At 43.4% G+C, this 19,280-nt stretch carries 12 protein-coding genes; 9 read left to right on the top strand and 3 right to left on the bottom strand.

Annotated elements, in window-relative coordinates; translation table 11 throughout:
- Nucleotides 1-452: 452 nt before the first annotated feature.
- A complete protein-coding gene (gene mgrA / locus FKX85_RS17660) occupies nucleotides 453-1,442 on the bottom strand; it encodes an L-glyceraldehyde 3-phosphate reductase (RefSeq protein WP_141615987.1) in 990 nt (329 codons plus the stop codon).
- A gap of 364 nt (nucleotides 1,443-1,806) precedes the next feature.
- Between mgrA and FKX85_RS17655 the strand changes: the two genes are divergently transcribed.
- The 8 genes from FKX85_RS17655 to FKX85_RS17615 all read left to right on the top strand — a co-directional run bounded on the left by FKX85_RS17655 (nucleotide 1,807) and on the right by FKX85_RS17615 (nucleotide 15,114).
- Complete coding sequence (locus FKX85_RS17655) at nucleotides 1,807-2,226, top strand: hypothetical protein (protein WP_141615986.1); 420 nt, start codon at nucleotides 1,807-1,809, stop codon at nucleotides 2,224-2,226.
- Between the two features lie 425 nt (nucleotides 2,227-2,651).
- Nucleotides 2,652-3,644 carry a phytase gene (locus tag FKX85_RS17650; RefSeq protein ID WP_229239844.1) on the top strand — a complete coding sequence of 331 codons (993 nt, stop codon included), beginning with the start codon at nucleotides 2,652-2,654 and terminating at the stop codon, nucleotides 3,642-3,644.
- 29 nt (nucleotides 3,645-3,673) lie between these two features.
- Nucleotides 3,674-6,439 carry a TonB-dependent receptor gene (locus FKX85_RS17645; protein ID WP_141615984.1) on the top strand — a complete coding sequence of 922 codons (2,766 nt, stop codon included), beginning with the start codon at nucleotides 3,674-3,676 and terminating at the stop codon, nucleotides 6,437-6,439.
- 1,588 nt (nucleotides 6,440-8,027) lie between these two features.
- Nucleotides 8,028-8,600 carry a TetR/AcrR family transcriptional regulator gene (locus tag FKX85_RS17635; protein WP_141615982.1) on the top strand — a complete coding sequence of 191 codons (573 nt, stop codon included), beginning with the start codon at nucleotides 8,028-8,030 and terminating at the stop codon, nucleotides 8,598-8,600.
- 105 nt (nucleotides 8,601-8,705) lie between these two features.
- The gene (locus tag FKX85_RS17630; RefSeq protein WP_141615981.1) at nucleotides 8,706-10,040 is read left to right on the top strand and encodes a TolC family protein; all 1,335 of its coding nucleotides are present in this window, start codon (nucleotides 8,706-8,708) and stop codon (nucleotides 10,038-10,040) included.
- Nucleotides 10,041-10,062: 22 nt separating this feature from the next.
- Nucleotides 10,063-11,169 (top strand): efflux RND transporter periplasmic adaptor subunit, encoded by a 1,107-nt coding sequence (locus FKX85_RS17625; RefSeq protein WP_141615980.1) that lies wholly within the window; start codon nucleotides 10,063-10,065, stop codon nucleotides 11,167-11,169.
- Between the two features lie 40 nt (nucleotides 11,170-11,209).
- Complete coding sequence (locus FKX85_RS17620; protein ID WP_141615979.1) at nucleotides 11,210-14,368, top strand: efflux RND transporter permease subunit; 3,159 nt, start codon at nucleotides 11,210-11,212, stop codon at nucleotides 14,366-14,368.
- 329 nt (nucleotides 14,369-14,697) lie between these two features.
- Complete coding sequence (locus tag FKX85_RS17615; protein WP_141615978.1) at nucleotides 14,698-15,114, top strand: LytR/AlgR family response regulator transcription factor; 417 nt, start codon at nucleotides 14,698-14,700, stop codon at nucleotides 15,112-15,114.
- On the opposite strand, the gene FKX85_RS17610 is transcribed toward FKX85_RS17615, so the two are convergent.
- Nucleotides 15,111-16,334 carry an S-adenosylmethionine:tRNA ribosyltransferase-isomerase gene (locus tag FKX85_RS17610; protein WP_141615977.1) on the bottom strand — a complete coding sequence of 408 codons (1,224 nt, stop codon included), beginning with the start codon at nucleotides 16,332-16,334 and terminating at the stop codon, nucleotides 15,111-15,113. The two genes, FKX85_RS17615 and FKX85_RS17610, sit on opposite strands and share 4 nt — an antisense overlap.
- Nucleotides 16,335-16,443: 109 nt before the next feature.
- Between FKX85_RS17610 and FKX85_RS17605 the strand changes: the two genes are divergently transcribed.
- The gene (locus FKX85_RS17605) at nucleotides 16,444-17,547 is read left to right on the top strand and encodes an o-succinylbenzoate synthase (RefSeq protein ID WP_141615976.1); all 1,104 of its coding nucleotides are present in this window, start codon (nucleotides 16,444-16,446) and stop codon (nucleotides 17,545-17,547) included.
- A 16-nt stretch (nucleotides 17,548-17,563) separates the two neighbouring features.
- Here the strand turns inward: FKX85_RS17605 and FKX85_RS17600 are convergent, their stop codons facing one another.
- Nucleotides 17,564-18,970: an amidohydrolase family protein gene (locus FKX85_RS17600; RefSeq protein WP_141615975.1), complete on the bottom strand. Its 1,407-nt coding sequence runs from the start codon at nucleotides 18,968-18,970 to the stop codon at nucleotides 17,564-17,566.
- Nucleotides 18,971-19,280: the final 310 nt, after the last annotated feature.

Below are 19,280 nucleotides of genomic sequence, written 5' to 3'. Positions count from 1 at the left end.
AGAGCTAGGATGCAAGTATCAAGTAGTGAGATATGAGTATTGAGATTTGTTCCTCCCCGCGGCGGCGGGGGAGGTTAGGTGGGGTAGATCGGAGCAGACCAGCACAATTCATTATGCATGGTTGCAGCTCTCGCTATAACAAAAGTCCGGAGGAGTTTGAAAGTAATTGGTCCAAACTTTCATCTAGGGAAAGACCAGTTATTATGTTTGACAATGAAAACCAATGATTAATCTGGTCAACACTAATCAGGAACCCTCATTAAAAGGGGATTTGTAATCCCCGGTTTTTGGGCTAAATCCAACCTTGTTATGATTGTCATTCCGACGACAGGAGGAATCTCACGCAAATTCGCCGTAAGAAATCTCTCCTGTCGTCAGCATGACAAAATGGTATGGGAGCTTTATTGACCAAGGTATTTATTGGAGCAATTTTCCTTTAGCCCATCGACCAGTTATGTTAAAATCCCCTCTATTTTGCTTAGTTCCTCGTTGGAAAAGGAGAGATTATCAAGGCATTTTAGAGAATCCTCCAACTGGGTGGTTTTGCTTGCTCCTATCAAAACAGACGTGATGCGGTCATCTTTTAGCAGCCATGAAAGGGCCATTTGAGCGAGGCTTTGTCCACGTATTGCGGCGAGCTCGTTTAGTTGTTTGATCTTGGACAGTGTCTCTTCTGTGATGGCAGATTTTTGGAGAAAGCCGTGGGATTTTGCAGCTCTGGAATCTTCAGGGACGCCATGGAGGTACTTGTCTGTAAGCATTCCCTGGGCAAGGGGAGAAAAAGGAATACAGCCCACGCCCTCATTGCCAAGTACATCCAAAAGTCCTCCTTCTACCCAGCGCTCAAACATCGAATATTTTGGCTGGTGGATGAGGCATGGAGTGCCTAAATCCCTGAGAATACTGATAGCTTTGGCAGCATCGTCAGCTTGATAGTTGGAGATGCCAACATAGAGTGCCTTGCCCTGACGGACGATATGGTCTAGGGCCGCCATGGTTTCTTCCAGCGGAGTGTCGGGATCAGGTCGGTGGTGGTAAAAAATATCCACATAGTCCAATCCCATCCGCTGTAAACTCTGGTCGAGACTGGATACCAGGTATTTTTTTGACCCCCATTCCCCATAGGGACCTTCCCACATGTAATACCCAGCTTTGGTCGAGATGACCATTTGGTCCCGGAAGCCACTAAAATCTTCCCTAAGGATTTTCCCGAAATTCTCCTCAGCTGATCCGGGAGGAGGACCATAATTATTTGCCAGATCGAAATGGGTGATCCCGGCATCAAAAGCGAGTTGCAATAATTTTCTGGAATTTTCCAACACATCCACGTGGCCGAAGTTATGCCAAAGACCCAGCGAAAGGGCAGGGAGTTTTAGACCACTTTTGCCGCATCGACGATAAGTCATTTTATCATAGCGGCTTGGTGCAGGGCGATAGTTCATAGGTTTATAGTTTGGTGTTTTTTCAACTTCTAATATAGTAAAAGCCAAAGTTCTCATCCCCGTTACGTTAAGAAAAGAGACAAATTTTGCTTTTAACTGGGTGTTTATTCATGTATGATTGTTGAAAAATTGACTTAGAAATACAGGGAACTTTAAAAGTTTGCATTTAAGTAAGAATTTATATGAAATATTTAAAACATTATGTAAAAAGCATTTTTTTATATTAAAAACGTAAAATTGTTGTTTGTTAAAAAAATAATATTCATCTTAGTATCAACATAAAGGAGCAGAGTTTAAGTTGTTTTTAAATACTCAAAGCCTTGGTTGTTTTTTATGTTTCATTTCACTTGGATAAGGTATGGATATGAAGCTGAATCAAGATTTTTCCGGTAGTATATTGATGTCTGAAATAGATGTCCTCGGAAAACCTAACGGTGTGTTGGATTACATTCCATTAATGGAAAGTGAATTCAGCAGGGTGGAAAAAATCATAGGCAAGGAGCTTACTCCGGAAGCAGCCTATTATTACTATGACTTTTACGATATGGCTTTTGAAATTAAGCGGCTGTTAAAAGTGAAATCAACAGCGGTAAAGGATGTATTGGGAAGGGAAATGCTTGAGCGAAATGTGGCAGCTTGTGAGCAACTGGAAGAAACGAAATTATGGAGTATTTTAATAAACGTGATAAAGATCGATCATCTGGATCACGGTTATTTGGAGAAAAAAATAAAGGATAAAACGATTCTAAAAATATTGAGGGCACTCAAAGATTCTTTTCGTTGATTTTTTAATATGTCAAACTTGGTGAAAAAAAAGGTTCAGGGATTTTTTCTGGACCTTTTTACTTTTTTAATGAATTTTTAACATCCTACAGCAGTTGTTAACATTTATTTCATGGTTGTAGGAGAGGATCTTCCTTATATTTAGTTATTATCTTTTGTTGTTACTTTTTATTGTTTTAATGTATTGATTTATAGTATTTTATAATGTTTATTTTTTGTGTTGTTTGGGGCTTTTGTTTTTACTTTTTAATAATATTAAAGCGTAGTCCTTTATCATCTAACCTGACTAATATTGTCGTTCTTAACAGTTAACCAAATTAGATGAGCTACAATTTACGAAACATTGCATTTTTAATCATGGGAGGGGCTTTTATGTACGCCTGTGATACTCCGAAGGAAAGCACTTCTACAATTGCTTCCAGTGGCATGGACAGACCGCTTAAGGCGACCTATGCTACCGACACATTGCCACACGATTCTGATGATCCTGCTATCTGGATCAATAAGGAAAATCCTGCCTACAGTCTCATTATTGGTACCGATAAGGATCAGGATGGAGGGCTGTATGTTTTTGATCTTGAAGGGAGCATTATTGACTCCCTGGTGGTAAAGAATATCCAGCGGCCCAATAATGTGGATATAGGCTATGATCTGCCGCTTGGTAAAGGAACCGTTGATTTTGCCGTGACCGGTGAGCGATTGACTTCCAAGCTTCGTTTTTACAGTCTTCCAGGTATGAAGGAAATAGTTCCCGGAGGAATATCGATTTTTGAAGGAGAGACAGGTACCGAGTTTAGGGATTTAATGGGCGTGGCTATTTATCAAAACCCCCGTAACGGTAAAAGCTACGTTATAGCAGGTCGTAAAAACGGCCCACAGGATGGTACTTACCTATGGCAGTATGAGATCATTCCTGATGGAGTCCAGGTGAAACTGGAGCTCGTACGGAAATTTGGCCAGTTTAGTGGGGAAAAGGAAATAGAAGCCATTGCAGTAGATAATGAATTGGGGTATGTGTACTATTCTGATGAAGGTGTAGGTGTTAGAAAATACTATGCCGACCCAGAAAAAGGAAACGAGGAGTTGGCATTTTTTGCCCAGCAAGGGTTTACCAAAGACCACGAGGGAATCAGCATTTATAAACTGGATGACCGTACCGGTTATGTTCTGGTATCCGATCAGGAAGCCAATCAATTTCAGGTGTTTCCCAGAGAAGGCACTGAAGGTAATCCGCACCAGCACGAGTTGATTACGATCGTGAAGGTGAGTGCGGTAAACAGCGATGGCTCTGAGGTGGTTAGTGTGCCGCTGAACGAGACATTTAAGAAGGGGCTTTTTGTGGCCATGTCCGACGATAGGACTTTTCACTTGTACAAGTGGGAGGATATGGCTGGAGATACTTTGAATATCATCCAATAATGAAACAACCAAAACAAACAAACTACCAAATGAAAAAATATTTAGCTTTTATATTCTTATTGGTCGCCTACTTTTCTGTGGATGTAGCAAAAGCTCAGGGAGTGATCAAAGGAAGGGTGATTGATAACCAGAACCTTTCTTTGCCAGGTGCCAGTGTGATGGTTACTGCTTTGAATAAAGCGACCATAACGGATCAGTCTGGAGATTTCTTATTGGTAGGCCTTCCTCATGGAGAGTACGAGGTGACGGTAAGCTACCTGGGCTATGAGGGAGATGCGAAAAAAGTCACTGTCAAACAGGGCGTTGTTTCCGAAACTTCGTTTCAGTTGACCCCAGGTTATGTGGAAAGTGCGGAATTTGTGGTACTTGGTGACCGTCTAAAAGGGCAAGCGAAAGCACTGAACCAACAAAAAAATAATGCTAATATCACCAATATTGTGTCTTCTGACCAGATCGGTCGATTTCCTGATGCCAATATCGGGGATGCGCTAAAGCGTGTACCAGGTATCACGATGCAAAATGATCAAGGGGAAGCCCGTGATATCATTATCCGTGGGATGGCTCCCCAGTTAAATTCGGTGACCTTAAACGGTGAACGGATCCCGTCCGCTGAAGGGGACAACAGAAGGGTGCAGATGGACCTGATTCCTTCGGATATGATCCAGACCATTGAAGTGAACAAGGCGGTCCTTCCGAGTATGGATGCAGATGCTATTGGTGGTTCTGTGAATTTGGTAACAAGAAAAGCTCCTAATGGCCTTCGAATATCAGGAACGGCCGCCACTGGCTTAAACCTCCTATCGGAAAAGCCGATCTGGACTGGTTCGATGATTTTGGGCGATAGGCTACTGGACGATAAATTAGGCGTGATTTTATCCGCTTCGTACAATAACCACAATTTTGGTTCGGATGATGTGGAGGCAGTTTGGTATGAGTCTGATAATGGCATCGCACTGGAAGAAATGGAAGTGCGTAAATATCTTGTGCAGCGGGTAAGGAGATCAGTTTCATTGTCTTTGGACTATGATCTCACTCCTAACCACACCCTGATGTTTTCCTCGATGTACAATCACCGCGATGATTGGGAAAACCGATTTGCGATGAAGGTGGATGAGCTGGACGAAGCATTTGACGGCGGGAACTTTGAAGAAGTGAGTCCGGGTGTTTTCAATACCGTCGGAAGGGTGGAGTACCAAACCAAAGGCGGACTTGGTTCTGACCGGATAAATAATAAGCGATTGGAAGATCAGCGGGTGCAGAATTTCACACTTGGTGGTGATCACCTCTTCAATAGCCTAAAAATGGACTGGTCGGTGACCTATGCCAAAGCTTCAGAAGAGCGTCCACATGAGCGATACATTGGTTATAGATCAGGGGGACAGGACGTACGTGTAGATATCACGGATCCCAGAAAGCCTTTTGCAGCCCTGATCAATCGCCAGGATAATTTGGGTTTGGAATTGGATGAGCTGACGGAGGAATACGGATATACCTTTGATGAGGATTTGAATGGTAAGCTGGATTTTAAGTTGCCTTACAGTGATAAAGGCCTCTTACAGTTTGGTGGAAGGTACAGAAGTAAGTACAAGTATCGTAACAATAATTACTATCAATACAGCCCGGTGGATGAAGGTGCCTTTGGCGCTACATTAGGCGATGTACCGCATACGGATCAGTCTGATCCAGATTTCCTGCCAGGCAGCCAATATCAAATTGGTACGTTTGTGGATCCGGAATTCGTGGGCAGTCAGCAGTTGACCGATGCGGGACAGTTTGAGGGCGAACTGATATACGAGGAGTTTGTACCGGGTAACTACACCGCTAATGAAACCATTCAAGCTGCCTATATTATGGCTGATCATCAGTTTACCGATAAGCTTTCTGCGATAGCTGGTGTTCGATGGGAGTATACAGATATTTCCTACACGGGGAATTTGTACGATGTGGAGGAAGAAGCATACTTCCAAGAGCGTGCGGGGGATTCCTACCATAACTTCATGCCCGGGGTACATTTTAAATATGACATGGATGCCAATACCATCGTGAGGTTAGCGTGGACCAATACGATTGCCCGTCCAAATTACTATGATTTGGTACCATATGCGGAGTATAACGCTGAAGATGATGAGCTGGCCACTGGTAATCCAAACCTTAAACCAACCACATCCATGAACGTTGACCTGATGGCGGAGAAGTATTATGATAATGTGGGCCTGATTTCCATTGGAGGTTTTTATAAGGATATTGACCAATTTATCTATAGCATTACGGATTTGGATTACAGCCATCCTGTTTTTGGTGATAATCTTGAGTATACCAGGCCGGAAAATGGTGGAACTGCCAATGTCTATGGATTGGAGGCTTCTTTTCAGAAGCAAATTTGGAAAGGCTTAGGGCTTTACTTGAACTATACCTTTACTAAATCAGAGACCACAGGAATCGAGGGAAGGGAAGAGGAAAACCTGATGCTACCAGGGACTGCCCAAAACATGTTTAATGCTTCGCTGTCCTATGAGACCCAAAAATTGGTCGTTCGAGCGTCCTTAAACTATGCGAGTGATTATATTGATGAATTGGGTGGAAGTACCTTTGAAGACAGGTATTATGATAGGCAGACATTTTTGGATATTAATGCTTCCTATGCTTTTACCCCTAAATGGAGGGTGTTTTTTGAAGGAAACAACCTGACCAACCAGCCGCTTAGATATTATCAAGGAATCAGGTCCAGGACCATGCAAGCGGAGTACTATAATGCCCGATTTAACTTAGGTGTGAAATTTGATCTATTTAATTAGATTTTTCCTAGTTATGCTGGTTTTTTATTTTTGATTAAAAATGTATGTAAACATCAAAATTAAGTAATTAAAAATACCCGAATTTGGGTATTTTTTTTGTCTTATAATTTATTAAGTAAAAATATATAGCGTGATTTAAGTGTTAAGTAATTGATAAAAAGTAAATTATGGTGGTGGTTTCTGTTGCGTTTTTAGATTTCTGTGATTACATTTATTTTATTAACGGATTTTCAATAAAGAAGGAGTTTGATTTTAAATAATACGAGAATTCCTTTCATTTATTGATTGTTTTGCGATAAGGTGGTCTAATGCTTGAAAGATAAGTTTTCGGACTGGTTTTTGATGATAATGGATATATATCATGTTGAAATTAAATATTTACTAAACTAAAGCCAAATATGCTAATAACTTCGACAAACGGATTTTTGTCAGTAGTAAATAGTCCATCGAATGTTGACCATTTGCTGGTCAGGGCAAAATCCAAATCGGATCTGTCCCAATTATTTGACGAAAGAAGGATTCATCCTATCCAGCATGAAATCTTCAATTTCGGGATATTTATTTGTAAACAAGAGTTTGCAGATACATTGATTAAGATGATTAAATGCATTGATTATACCAATTTCGAATCAGGTATGATTACCCTTGACTGATTTTTTTGACTATTCGACTGTTGAACACAACAATTAACATTCACCCAATTAGCCTCTATAGTTTTGTGTTTTGTCGGCCAAGCAATAATCTGGGTTTATGAATGCTTATAGCATGCTGATTATTTTGGAATAATGACCTATCTGCTTTGATTGGGTTTTAGCGTGAAGTCGTTGACCATAATAAGGTGACTTTTTTGGCTGTTTACCACGGGAGTTGTTTATGGCTATGGATGGAGCACCCTTTCAGGGCTTTTTTTACTGTACTTTTCCAATTTTAAAATACTGGCGTCCGACTAAATTTAAAATATGATCAAAAACTGTCTTTAAATAGAAATTTGAGGGTTTTTATTCCAATCCCTAAAATGACCCGCATCCCCTAAAGGGGAGCTTTAGAAAGTCCCCTTTAGGGGATGCGGGGGTGAAAACAGTTGATTTTTTTCAATTTGACGATTGTTTTCTCGGACTCCAGTAATTTTTTAAAATAGGATCAGCGAAAATATGCCCAATCAGTGCTATCTACGTTCCTTTGTAATATAACTTTGCTTATCCCCCCAACTTTTCTTTTTAGGCCAAAATAGATCGATTTTCTCCTTGATATTTAATCCCTAAAATCAATTGGTTTATCTATAAAAATAACCGTATATCATCAATTCAAACATTTGTTTAAACTATGAGAACTTTACTTTTTTAGGGAGGGTTATGGTTACTTAATAGTTACGATATGTTGTGGGTTTTATAGTATAAGTAGGCGTAATTGGAGCAGCTGTCCTTAGCTAAAATTTTGGGTTAGTGTGATGTGCAGGAGAGGGCATAATTTTATCTGATAAAGAGCCATTTAAGTTTCTTAGTTAAAAAAAACAAAAAAAGTAAAGATAAAGTGAACTAAACTTTCGCAAAATTGATTGAATGTTCATTCGGTTTTGTGAAAGTAGAAAATGGATAAGAGAGAAAATATACTTGAGGCTACGTTGGAATTGATCCGTGATCATGGATTTCACGGATGTCCGATGAGCTTGGTGGCCAAGAATTCAAATGTAGCTGCGGGGACAATCTATCATCACTTCAAAAACAAGGATGATTTGATCATGGAGTTATATCACTATGTTGTGGGGAAGCTGGTATGCGTGGCTGAGGAGGCTGACGACGCCGGTTTGGATTTTAAAACCAGGTTTATGCAGTTTTGGCATACCATGAAGCGGTTTTACATAAAGGAGTCATCAATCCAGCGGTTTTTGGAGCAATTTTATAATTCCCCTTACTTTACGGATCAGATGCAGGTAAAAGATAACCTTTGGTATAGCTGGATGCGGAAGTTTTTTGACAGTGGTATCAGCAGCGGAGCCCTTCGGACAAGTGCGAGGCCCGAAATTCTGGCCATTATGGTGCATGGAAGTATTGTCAGTTCTGTCAAAGTAGAACTTCATCACAATAAAAAAATGAACCTGGATGATATTAACCTTGGGGAAATTGCTGAGATCGTTTGGGATGGTATCAAAAGACAATTGTAGTCGCTTTTTTTAATTGCATAGTGATTAGTCCAAATATTCGTGTGCCAGTTTAGGATAAGTATAAATAAATAGGTGTTTAATTAAGTGTTTTCAATCAATAATTTTATGAAAATGAGAAATCGTGTACTCTTATGGCTTATGGCAGGGTACTTGTTTTTGCCCGGTTTTCTGTATGGACAGGAGGCCGTGGGAAACCGGGGGCAGTTGGAGCTGACACTGGATCAGTGTATACAATACGCGCTGGATAATGGTCCTGCAATGCAGCAGGCTTTTCTGGATGAGCGGATTGGAGACCGAGAGATAAAATCTAGTCTCTCCGGCTGGTTTCCGCAGATATCAGCTTCTGCCGCAGGAACCAAAAACATCAAGTTGCAACAGCAGATTATCGGTGACCAGCTGATCACGTTTGGTCAAAACTATAATTCCTCGATTTCCCTTCAAGTGGATCAAAACCTGATCAACAGGGATCAGATATTTGCAGGGAGAACTTCCAAGTACATCAAGCAACAGTGGGATCAAAATAAAACCAATGTCGAGATAGCTACAGTTGTGGATGTCAGCAAGGCGTTTTATGATGTACTACTAACCTATGAGCAGCTAAAAATCATCGATGAAAACCTGATGCGACTGCAGAAACAGTATAATGATGCCAAGAGCCGTTATGAGTCAGGGCTTGTAGATAAGACGGACTATCAGCGAGCGGCCATTACGCTCTCCAATACGCGCAGCAATAAGCGCAGGGCGGATGAAAGTGTAGAAGCTAAGCTGGCATATCTGAAACAACTGATGGGATACCCGACCGATGCTTCTTTGTCGCTGGACTATAATTATGAAGCGATGGAAGAAAGGGCATTTGCGGATACCACGCAGGTAATGCTCCCTGAGGACAGGATAGAATTCCAGCAGATCCAGACGGAGGAGAGCCTTGCCCAGCTGAATACTGGCTACCAAAAGTGGGCCTACCTGCCCACGCTTACGGCCAATTACAATTACAACTGGCTTTATTTTAATAATTCGTTCTCCCATTTATATGACAGGAGCTATCCGACATCTGGCCTGGGGCTGACCCTTTCCCTTCCGATTTTCCAAGGAGGAAAGCGTCATCAGGATATCAAGATTGCTGAATTGCAGCAAGAGAAGGTTTCGGTGGAAAAGAAAAACCTGGAGAAGCAGATCAATACAGAATATAGGACAGCGCTCGCCAACTACAAGAGTGATCTATATGAATGGAGAACAATCAAGGAGAACATGGTACTGGCAGAGGAAGTATACAACATCATCAAACTGCAATATGATGAAGGCATCAAGGCTTATGTAGACCTGATCGTAGCAGAGACAGAATTGAGGACAGCTCAATTGAGCCACTTCAATGCCATGTACAATTTAATGTCCAGCAAGATCGATCTGGACAGAGCATTGGGAAATATTGAAATCAACTAAACAGCAAATAATCAATCGGGAAATGAAAAAGTTTTTGTGGATAATTTTCGTTGTGGGAATCTCAGGAGTGGTGAGTTCTTGTGGTTCTGAAGCAAATACGCAAGCAGGCCAAGGTCAGCAAGCGGTCTCCGTGCGAGCTACAGCGGTGACAAAAAAACATGTGACGGGACTGGACCTCTATCCAGGTACTGTCGTGCCATTAAATGAAATTGAGATCAGGCCACAGGTAAGTGGGTATATCTCCAAGATCTTTGTAGAGGACGGTCAAGAGGTGGCAAAAGGCCAAAAGCTCTATGAAATAGACAGAAGTAAATATCAGGCAGCTTATGAGCAGGCACAGGCCACGCTGAAAAGTGCCAAAGCGAATTTGGAGCGCGTAAAAAAAGACCTGGAGCGTTACGAAGCATTGGACAAGCAAGAAGCCATCGCCAAGCAGCAATTGGATTATGCCAAAGCAGATATCCTAACTGCTGAGTCACAAGTCTCCTCAGCCGAAGCGCAGGTGAGAAGTACCTTGACAGATTATAATTACTCGGTGATCAATGCGCCTTTTGCCGGAACGGTGGGGATTTCCCAAGTGAGACTAGGAGCCCAGGTCTCTGCAGGCCAAAGCCTACTGAACACCCTGTCGTCCAATGATCCGGTAATGGTGGATTTTGTGGTAAATGAGCGAGACGTGAGAAGGTTTAGCAGGATGATGAAAAATGAAAATCTTCCAGACTCTACCTTTACTATACAGTTTGGGGAGAATGATGTATATCAACATCATGGAGAACTGACCACCATTGACCGTGCTGTTGGCAGGCAGTCAGGTACGATCAATATGCGTGTGGAATTCCCAAATCCTGAGAGAGAGTTGATCCCGGGCATGACCCTAAATCTCCGTGTGCTTAACCAGGACATCGGGAGCCAAATCGCTATTCCTTATAAAGCAGTGACAGAGCAGATGGGGGAATATTTTGTCTATGTGGTAGGTGATGACAGTGTTGTGCACCAGCAAAATGTCCAACTAGGAACCAAAGTGGGTGCTGAGATAGTGGTCAGGGAAGGGCTTAAGCCTGGTCAGAAAATAGTAGTGGAAGGTATCCAGAAACTACAAGAAGGCGCTAAGGTACAGATAGATGCCTAAGCTAAACGAATCCTTTATAACGCCAAAGTAAGATAATTTTATGATATCAGAAATTTTTATTAAACGCCCGGTGACGGCGATGGTGATCTCCATAGTGATTCTATTGGTAGGGGCTATCTCCATCGTCAACCTGCCGGTGACACAGTATCCAGATATTACGCCTCCAGTAGTATCTGTTTCTGCTAACTACACTGGTGCAGATGCCAAAACGGTGGAACAAACCGTGGCGACGCCCATCGAAACGCAAGTGAACGGTACTCCAGGTATGGCTTACATCAGCAGTACCAATACCAGTACCGGACAGATGAACATGAACGTCACTTTTGACGTGGGAACCGACATAGACATTGCCACCTTGGATGTGCAAAACCGTGTGAGTATTGCGGAGCCCCGACTTCCTGAAGCGGTAAAGCGCCTTGGTGTGACCGTGCGTAAGCGGAATCCAAGTATCATGATGGTGATCAGTTTATATTCACCGAAAGGTACCCACGATACCAAGTTCCTTTCCAATTACACCAACATCTTCGTGAAGGATGCCCTTTTGAGGGTGCCAGGGGTGGGGGACATCAATGCCATTGGACAGGATTTTAGTATGCGGGTATGGCTGAAGCCAGATAAGCTGGCCCAATATAATATTTCTACAAACGAGGTGACTGCCGCCATCCAGGAGCAAAACCTACAGGTGGCTGCTGGTACAGTAGGCGGGATGCCTCAGTTATCTTCCCAGACGTTTGAATATCCAATTACCGTTAACGGTAAGCTGGAACGAAAAGAAGAGTTTGAAGACATAATCGTAAGGACTGACCCTAGTTCAGGAAGCTTGGTTTACCTGAAAGATGTAGCAAGAATAGAGTTTGGTGAATTTGACTACGGTAGGTTCTCCACGGTAAATGGTGAGCCAGCAGCGATTTTGTTGGTTTATCAGGCACCGGGCAGTAATGCCATTGATACGGCAGAAGGGATTTATAAGGCTCTAGATGAAATGAAGGCCACATTCCCTGCTGATATGGATTACGTGGTTCCTTTTGAATCCGTATCGGTGGTGGAGGTGTCGATTGACGAAGTACTGCATACACTGGTGGAAGCATTGATCTTGGTGATCGTGGTGGTATTCCTCTTCCTTCAAAGCTGGAGAGCGACCTTGATTCCTATTTTGGCCATTCCGGTTTCGATCATTGGTACCTTTATCTTTTTTATACCGCTAGGGTTTACCATTAATACCCTAACCATGTTTGGCTTTGTGCTGGCCATTGGTATAGTGGTGGATGATGCGATTGTGGTGGTAGAGGCTGCCCAGCACTATATTGATTCCAAGCGGGTATCTGCGAAGGAAGCTACCTTGCTGGCCATGAAGGATATTACCGCTCCGGTAATTGCCATTGCCCTGATCTTGGCCGCGGTGTTTATCCCGGTAGGTTTTATCCCCGGAATAGTGGGGCGGATGTACCAGCAGTTTGCGATTACGATTGCGATTTCCGTATTGATTTCTGCCTTTGTGGCCTTGACGCTGACGCCAGCCCTGTGTAGCTTGTTGCTGAAGCCCACGGAGGTGAAAAAAGATTCCGGAGGAATCAATAAATTCTTCTACAAGTTTAATACTTGGTTTGAGCGAGTGACCAGTTCATATGGAAATGGTGTAAGGAAAAGTATAAAAGCCACTCCATTGGTGCTTATTATTCTCGTGTGTATTTATGCAGGTACGGTAGGACTCTTCCAAGCCAAACCGACCGGTTTCTTACCGACAGAAGATGAAGGAAGGTTGTTCATTTCTCTCGAACTTCCTGAAAGTTCTTCTACCAGCAGGACACGGGCCATCATGGACGAAATGGTAGGGATGATTACCAATACTGACGGTATTCGTAATGTGACAGGTATTGGAGGGTTAAATGCGATTAACTTCTCCTTTAAGTCAAACAGTGGTACGTTCTTTATCCAAATGGACCCATGGGATGAGCGTCAGGATCCTTCCAAACAGCTCTTTGGCTTGATCGGGCAGCTGAACCAAAAGTTTTCCGCGATCAAGGAAGCCAATATCATCGTCGTACCGCCCCCGGCCATTCCAGGCCTCGGACAGACAGGTGGATTTAGCTTTATGCTCGAGCAACGCTCCGGTGGAGATATCAAAGAGTTTGAACAAGTGGTAGGCCAGTTTTTGGGAGCCGCTAACCAGCGACCAGAAATTGCCATGGCCTACAGTTTCTTTACTGCACAGACTCCTGGCTACCACGTGACCGTAGACCGGGAAAAGGCCAAGAAACTTGGCGTGTCGATATCAGATGTGTTCTCGACCATGTCCACTTATATGGGGAGTTCATATGTCAATGACTTCACCCGATACGGTCGTAATTTCCGTGTAGTGGCCCAAGCAGATACCGCCTACAGGATGGATATTAAAGACTTGGATCAATATTATGTCATGAACAGACAAGGAAAGTCTGTTCCGCTGGGAGCTGTCGTGGACTATGAAGTAGTCGAAAATGCCCCAGTGATCAACCATTATAACCTGTTCAGGTCTACTGAAATCAATGGTAATGCGGCCGAAGGTTACAGTAGTGGGCAGGCACTGGCAGCATTGGAAGAAGTGGCTGCAGAGGTATTGCCGGCTGGGTATGGATATGACTTCTCAGGACTCAGCAGGGAAGAACTGGCATCTGGCAATACGACAATCTTAATCTTTGCTTTGGCGATTATCTTGGTGTCATTATTATTGGCGGCCCTTTATGAGAGTTGGTCTGTACCGTTTTCAGTACTGTTGGCCTTGCCATTGGGTGCATTTGGTGCGATATTGGCCCTGACCTTCCTGCCTAAGCTTGACAATAACGTATATGCGCAGATTGGTTTGGTGACCTTGATCGGCCTTGCTGCCAAAAACGCCATCTTGATCGTGGAATTTGCCAAGGAGCGTGTGGACGCAGGTATGCCATTATTGGCCGCGACCATTGAGGCTGTTAAGCTGCGGTTGAGGCCGATCGTGATGACCTCACTGGCATTTATTCTTGGTGTGGTGCCACTGGCACTTTCCAATGGGGCTGGAGCCGTGGCCAGACAAACGATCGGCTGGACGGTGATCGGTGGGATGCTTGCCGCTACCTTCCTCGCGATTTTTGTGGTGCCTGTACTTTATGTGGTAATTACAAAAATTGCCTACGGCAGCAAAAAATTGAAAGAGTTGGAAGAACAATATCAGGCTGAGTCCTGATTATCAGCCTGAAATAGATTAGAAAATAGCCTGGCATTTGAGAGATTCTCGATATGTCAGGCTATTATTTTTTATTTTTATCAAAATAAATGACTTTTGAATACATAAATATGTATAATATGTTTATATTTATGCAGGTAAATAATTAAGAGGCCAGCAAAATCAACGGATCATTTTACTTTTGATACTGAATTCTGTAGAAATATGGGGTAATCGAAATCAATATTTTGAAGGTTGTGGGCTTCTGATTTATGTAATAGTCATTTAGACAATTAGTATTAATTGATTTATGTTTTTAATGTAATAACTCTCCAAAAAAGGGAAAAACTATGGGAGAAGTAATCTATCATCACGGGACTGTAATGAATAAAAAAAATTCAAACCTAGAGAACCACCACTCTGAACACGATGAACTGTTGATCAAGGACGCCTTGTTTGTCCGGGATAAGGGCTGTCTTCGGCGTGTGAAGTTCAAAAATGTACTATGGCTGAAAGGGGATGGAAATTATACCACTTTGGTAACAAAGGATAAGGTATATTCACTGCGAAATATCCTTAAGGAATTTGAAGCGATATTACCGGAAGAGGAATTTGTGAGGATTCATAAATCTTATTTGGTAAGACTCGACAGGATAACTACCATATCGCCCAAGGAAGTGACCATTGAGCAGGAACGGGTTCCTGTCGGTCGTACGTATTATCAGAAACTTATCCATGGGATAAATAAGCTGGGCGCCGGGGCTTAAGCCTTTTTATGGTGCCAAAGTAAACTACTATCTCCATAGCTCAGAAACCTGTAATCATGTGATAAGGCTTCATGATAGATTTTTTGCCAAGTGCCTTTGGTAAACGCTGCTACGAGAAGTATCAGTGTGGAGGCGGGTTGGTGAAAATTAGTAAGGAGTCCGTTACATACCCTGAATTCATAGCCAGGCATGATAAAGATTTCGGTGCTGCCAGTGATTTCGTCCAGGTTTTCTGTATTCATAAAATCTAATATTGCCTGAAAACTCTCTTGTAAAGAAGCTTTTATTAGACCTTCTTGATAAGGATATAGTTTTTGGATTTGGAATGCTTTGCTGTCACCGTTTAGTAGTTTTACACCATACCAATAGATACTTTCCAAGGAGCGCATCGAAGTAGTGCCTACGGCCACTATATTACCGTCATGCGCCAGGAAATGCCTGATATTTTCCCTGGTGACCACCACCTGTTCGCTGTGCATGGGGTGGTGGGTCACTATTTCCTCTTTGATAGGTTGGAAAGTGCCCGCGCCTACATGAAGGGTAAGGTAGTCGGTTTTGATACCGGCATCCGTTAGTTTTCTTAGGGTTTCATCAGTGAAGTGTAAGCCGGCAGTGGGCGCTGCCACGGCACCTTCTTTCAGGGAATATACCGTTTGGTAGCGGGGTTTGTCTTCATTGGTAGCTTTCCTGTTTAGGTATGGAGGCAGGGGAACTTCTCCCACGGCTTCCACTACGGCTGCAAAGGGAAGGTTGTCATCTTTCCAGTCTATTTTTACCAGCCGCTCTTCTCGGTTTTCGAGGGTAGCATTAATGGTCAGTACATTGCCATTGGCCATTACTTTTCCTTCGAGGACTTCACCATCTTTCCATTTCTTCAAATTGCCGATCATCGCCTGCCAGGTGACTGCACCGGTATGCATCATGGTTTCGTTTATGATAGTGCTTGGCGCAATGGGCTGCAGGAGAAAAATTTCGATTTTGGCTCCTGAAGCCCTTTGAAAAATCAGGCGTGCAGGGATGACTTTGGTGTTGTTGAACACCATTAGGGTATTGGAAGGCAATAACGCAGGAAGGTTATAGAACCTGTGGTGATCGACGTTTCCATCCTCAAAATGAAGCAATTTGGATTCGTCGCGCTTCTCCAAGGGGAATTTGGCGATCCGGTCTTCAGGAAGTTCGTATTGATAATCGGAGAGCTTGATGTCAGAAGTGGTGTCCATTCGTATACCTCTTAGGTGTTGGGATTTTTCAGGCTTGGGAAAGGTAATTTACCGTTGATTCCTTTAGCTTTGCTTTTCGGAGAGCAAATATAAGGCATTACGATCAGACATGAACAATAAGCAGGCAAATCCCACCAAAGTAAACGCCAAATGGTACCGTTATACCCTGGATTTTAAATTTGATGCAGGTACTTCAAGAGGAGTATTAAAAACAAAAGACTCGTACTTCTTGAAAGTTTGGCAAACCGATAATCCCAATAAAGCAGGCTGGGGGGAAGCGGGGCCCCTGCCAAAACTCAGTCCCGAGGATGGGCTGGACCTTCCTTCGATATGGGAAGCATTGGTGCTCAAACTGTCCCAAACCGAGGTTCAGTGGGAGGAGAAGGCCATATTGGATTTGTGTGAGGAGTTGGTGCCGGACAATTATCCCAGTATACGTTTTGCTCTGGAAACTGCCTTGCTGGACCTGTTTCACGGAGGAAAAAAGCTGATTATGGAGAATGGCTTTTATGGGGGGCAAGAGAAGATTGCCATCAATGGCCTCATTTGGATGGGAGATGCAGTCTTTATGCGCAGGCAGATTGAGGATAAACTTTCGCAAGGGTTTTCATGCATAAAGATGAAGATAGGGGCGATAAATTTTGATGAAGAGTGCAGGTTGTTAGGCTATATTCGTGAGCGCTTTTCTGCTGAAGACATCACGTTGCGCGTAGATGCTAACGGAGCCTTTCCACCAGGTGAAGCCATCCAAAAATTATCCCGATTGGCTGAATTTGACCTGCACAGTATCGAGCAACCCATCAAGGCTGGACAGTATCAGGAAATGCAGCGGTTATGTGCCACCAGTCCCTTGCCCATTGCCTTGGACGAGGAATTGATAGGGGTGACCGGACGAGACGAAAAAGCAGCCTTGCTGGATAAGATAAGGCCGCCTTTCATCATCTTAAAGCCCACCTTGTTAGGAGGTATACGTGCTACCCAAGCATGGATCAAATTAGCAGAGGAGCGGAACATAGCTTGGTGGGTGACTTCTGCTTTAGAAAGCAATATTGGCCTCAATGCCATCGCTCAGCTTACTTCTTCTTACCAAACCACGTTGCCTCAGGGATTGGGTACCGGCCAGCTTTATCATAATAATATCGAATCCCCACTCGACATTCAAGAGGGAAAGTTGGTTTACCAGGTCGGTCGGAAGTGGGGAAGTATTGAATAGGTGATTTTTACTGGTGTCATTGCTTTGATTCGCCGTATTTGTCGGCGATGGTTTTTAGTTTTTGGTCGATCTGTTCACGGCTAATCCATATACCCTTGACCATAACACCAAGTGGATGCCGCATGTTTGCAATGTCCTCCAGTGGGTTTTTGTCCAAAAGGATCAGGTCTGCACTGGCACCTTCGGTGATTTCTCCAAAATTGCCTTCCTCTTGAAAATACTTTGCTGGATTTATAGTGCCCATTTGGAGGATTTCCAATGGACTTAAGCCAGCATCCACCATGGCCTGCATTTCATGTTGGATAGAAAAACCGGGTACATTAAATACCTGTGGAGCATCAGAGCCTAGCAGTAGACCATGTCCATTTTCTTGAAGTTGATGGATAAGCATCTTTCTGATGGCCATGAAATCTTCCCATTGTTCGGCGTTGTACTCGTCTGTCTCGGTGAGGTTCTTTTTACTGTTGATCCAGTTTTCGAGTACTTCTGGAGCCATATATTTCATTTCAGGATTAGTTGCCAGTTGTTCGGCAGGAGTGGGAGAAAACCACCTGGAAAACAAGCTCTGGGTCGGCACCACCCATACGTGGTTTTCATTGGTGAGGTTAACCAATTCAGGGATCATGGCAGTATCAGCCTTTTCCGTGAAATTATAGCCGAAGAATCCATTTTCAGTCGGGTTTACTTCTGCTGATTCCGGTACCAGTCCTTCCAGAAAACCATCCACATGGTCAATGCTGGCATAGCCACTTTCCAGTGCATGTCTGATTCCGACCAAAGTAGAAACATGCCCGGCAAAGGGGATGTTTACTTCTTTGGCTGTTTTGACAATTTGGTCAAAGACGTGCAGCCGGAGGCCTGGATGAAGCTTGAGGAAGTCAAAACCGTCCTTTTGGTAGGAGGTGACCATTTCGGTAGCCTGCTCAGTGCTGGTAACGGTATTGCCGTTCAGCGAAGGGCTGGATGTGTAGATTCTTGGACCAAGGATTTCATCTTTGGCCACTTTTTCCTTCAGTTCCAGGTGCAGGTGATGTCCAAGCATTCCCCTAATGGTGGTGATGCCATTGGAGAGGTATAAAAAAAGGGTTTCTTCCATCTGGGGATCATTCCAGATGACAGAAGGAAGGTGGGCGTGCATTTCTGCTATGCCCGGCACAAGGTATTTCCCCTTGCCGTTGATCAGTTCGGCTTCTTGGATCACCTCGGCTTCATCCTCAGAAACTGGCAGGATTTGTTTGATTCTGCCCGAGTCCACGACCACGTGGCCTTTGGTGATACGGCCATTGCGGATGTCGATGATGTTAACATCGGCGATGACCTTTGCAGTGTTTGTAGGCGCTTCCTTCTGGCTATTTTTGTCTTGGCAAGCAACCATACCAACGGCTAAAAAAACCATCAAGATGAAAGGGGCGGTTATTTTCATGGATCAAGGGGTTGTGTTAGCTAAATATACATATTTATTTGGAAGAGTACAGTGCAAGTGTGGTCATGGTAGTGAATCGCTTTTAGATGAGCGACGGCATATTCCACTAGCTAAGCCATGCTAACCATGGATATGTCATTCCGACGAAAGGAGGAATTTAAAATTGAGATCCTTCCTCATGCCGGGATGACAACGAACTAGAAATTTATACAACATTTATTTTTTAAAAACCGATTTCCCTGGGGGGCATGGTCAGGGACCAATGCTGTAAGGGGAGCAATCCTCTTTGATATCATCCATGCCGGTGGCA

The sequence above is a fragment of the Echinicola soli genome, from assembly GCF_006575665.1.
GTDB lineage: Bacteria > Bacteroidota > Bacteroidia > Cytophagales > Cyclobacteriaceae > Echinicola > Echinicola soli.
The sequence above is the reverse complement of the archived record's forward strand: the minus strand, read 5'-3'. Positions and strand labels throughout refer to the sequence as shown.

Excerpts from the sequence above, each read along its gene's own strand:
- mgrA (WP_141615987.1), bottom strand. The coding sequence starts at position 1,442 with ATGAACTATCGCCCTGCACCAAGCCGCTATGATAAAATGACTTATCGT.
- FKX85_RS17655 (WP_141615986.1), top strand. The coding sequence starts at position 1,807 with ATGAAGCTGAATCAAGATTTTTCCGGTAGTATATTGATGTCTGAAATA.
- FKX85_RS17650 (WP_229239844.1), top strand. The coding sequence starts at position 2,652 with ATGGACAGACCGCTTAAGGCGACCTATGCTACCGACACATTGCCACAC.
- FKX85_RS17645 (WP_141615984.1), top strand. The coding sequence starts at position 3,674 with ATGAAAAAATATTTAGCTTTTATATTCTTATTGGTCGCCTACTTTTCT.
- FKX85_RS17635 (WP_141615982.1), top strand. The coding sequence starts at position 8,028 with ATGGATAAGAGAGAAAATATACTTGAGGCTACGTTGGAATTGATCCGT.
- FKX85_RS17630 (WP_141615981.1), top strand. The coding sequence starts at position 8,706 with ATGAAAATGAGAAATCGTGTACTCTTATGGCTTATGGCAGGGTACTTG.
- FKX85_RS17625 (WP_141615980.1), top strand. The coding sequence starts at position 10,063 with ATGAAAAAGTTTTTGTGGATAATTTTCGTTGTGGGAATCTCAGGAGTG.
- FKX85_RS17620 (WP_141615979.1), top strand. The coding sequence starts at position 11,210 with ATGATATCAGAAATTTTTATTAAACGCCCGGTGACGGCGATGGTGATC.
- FKX85_RS17615 (WP_141615978.1), top strand. The coding sequence starts at position 14,698 with ATGGGAGAAGTAATCTATCATCACGGGACTGTAATGAATAAAAAAAAT.
- FKX85_RS17610 (WP_141615977.1), bottom strand. The coding sequence starts at position 16,334 with ATGGACACCACTTCTGACATCAAGCTCTCCGATTATCAATACGAACTT.
- FKX85_RS17605 (WP_141615976.1), top strand. The coding sequence starts at position 16,444 with ATGAACAATAAGCAGGCAAATCCCACCAAAGTAAACGCCAAATGGTAC.
- FKX85_RS17600 (WP_141615975.1), bottom strand. The coding sequence starts at position 18,970 with ATGAAAATAACCGCCCCTTTCATCTTGATGGTTTTTTTAGCCGTTGGT.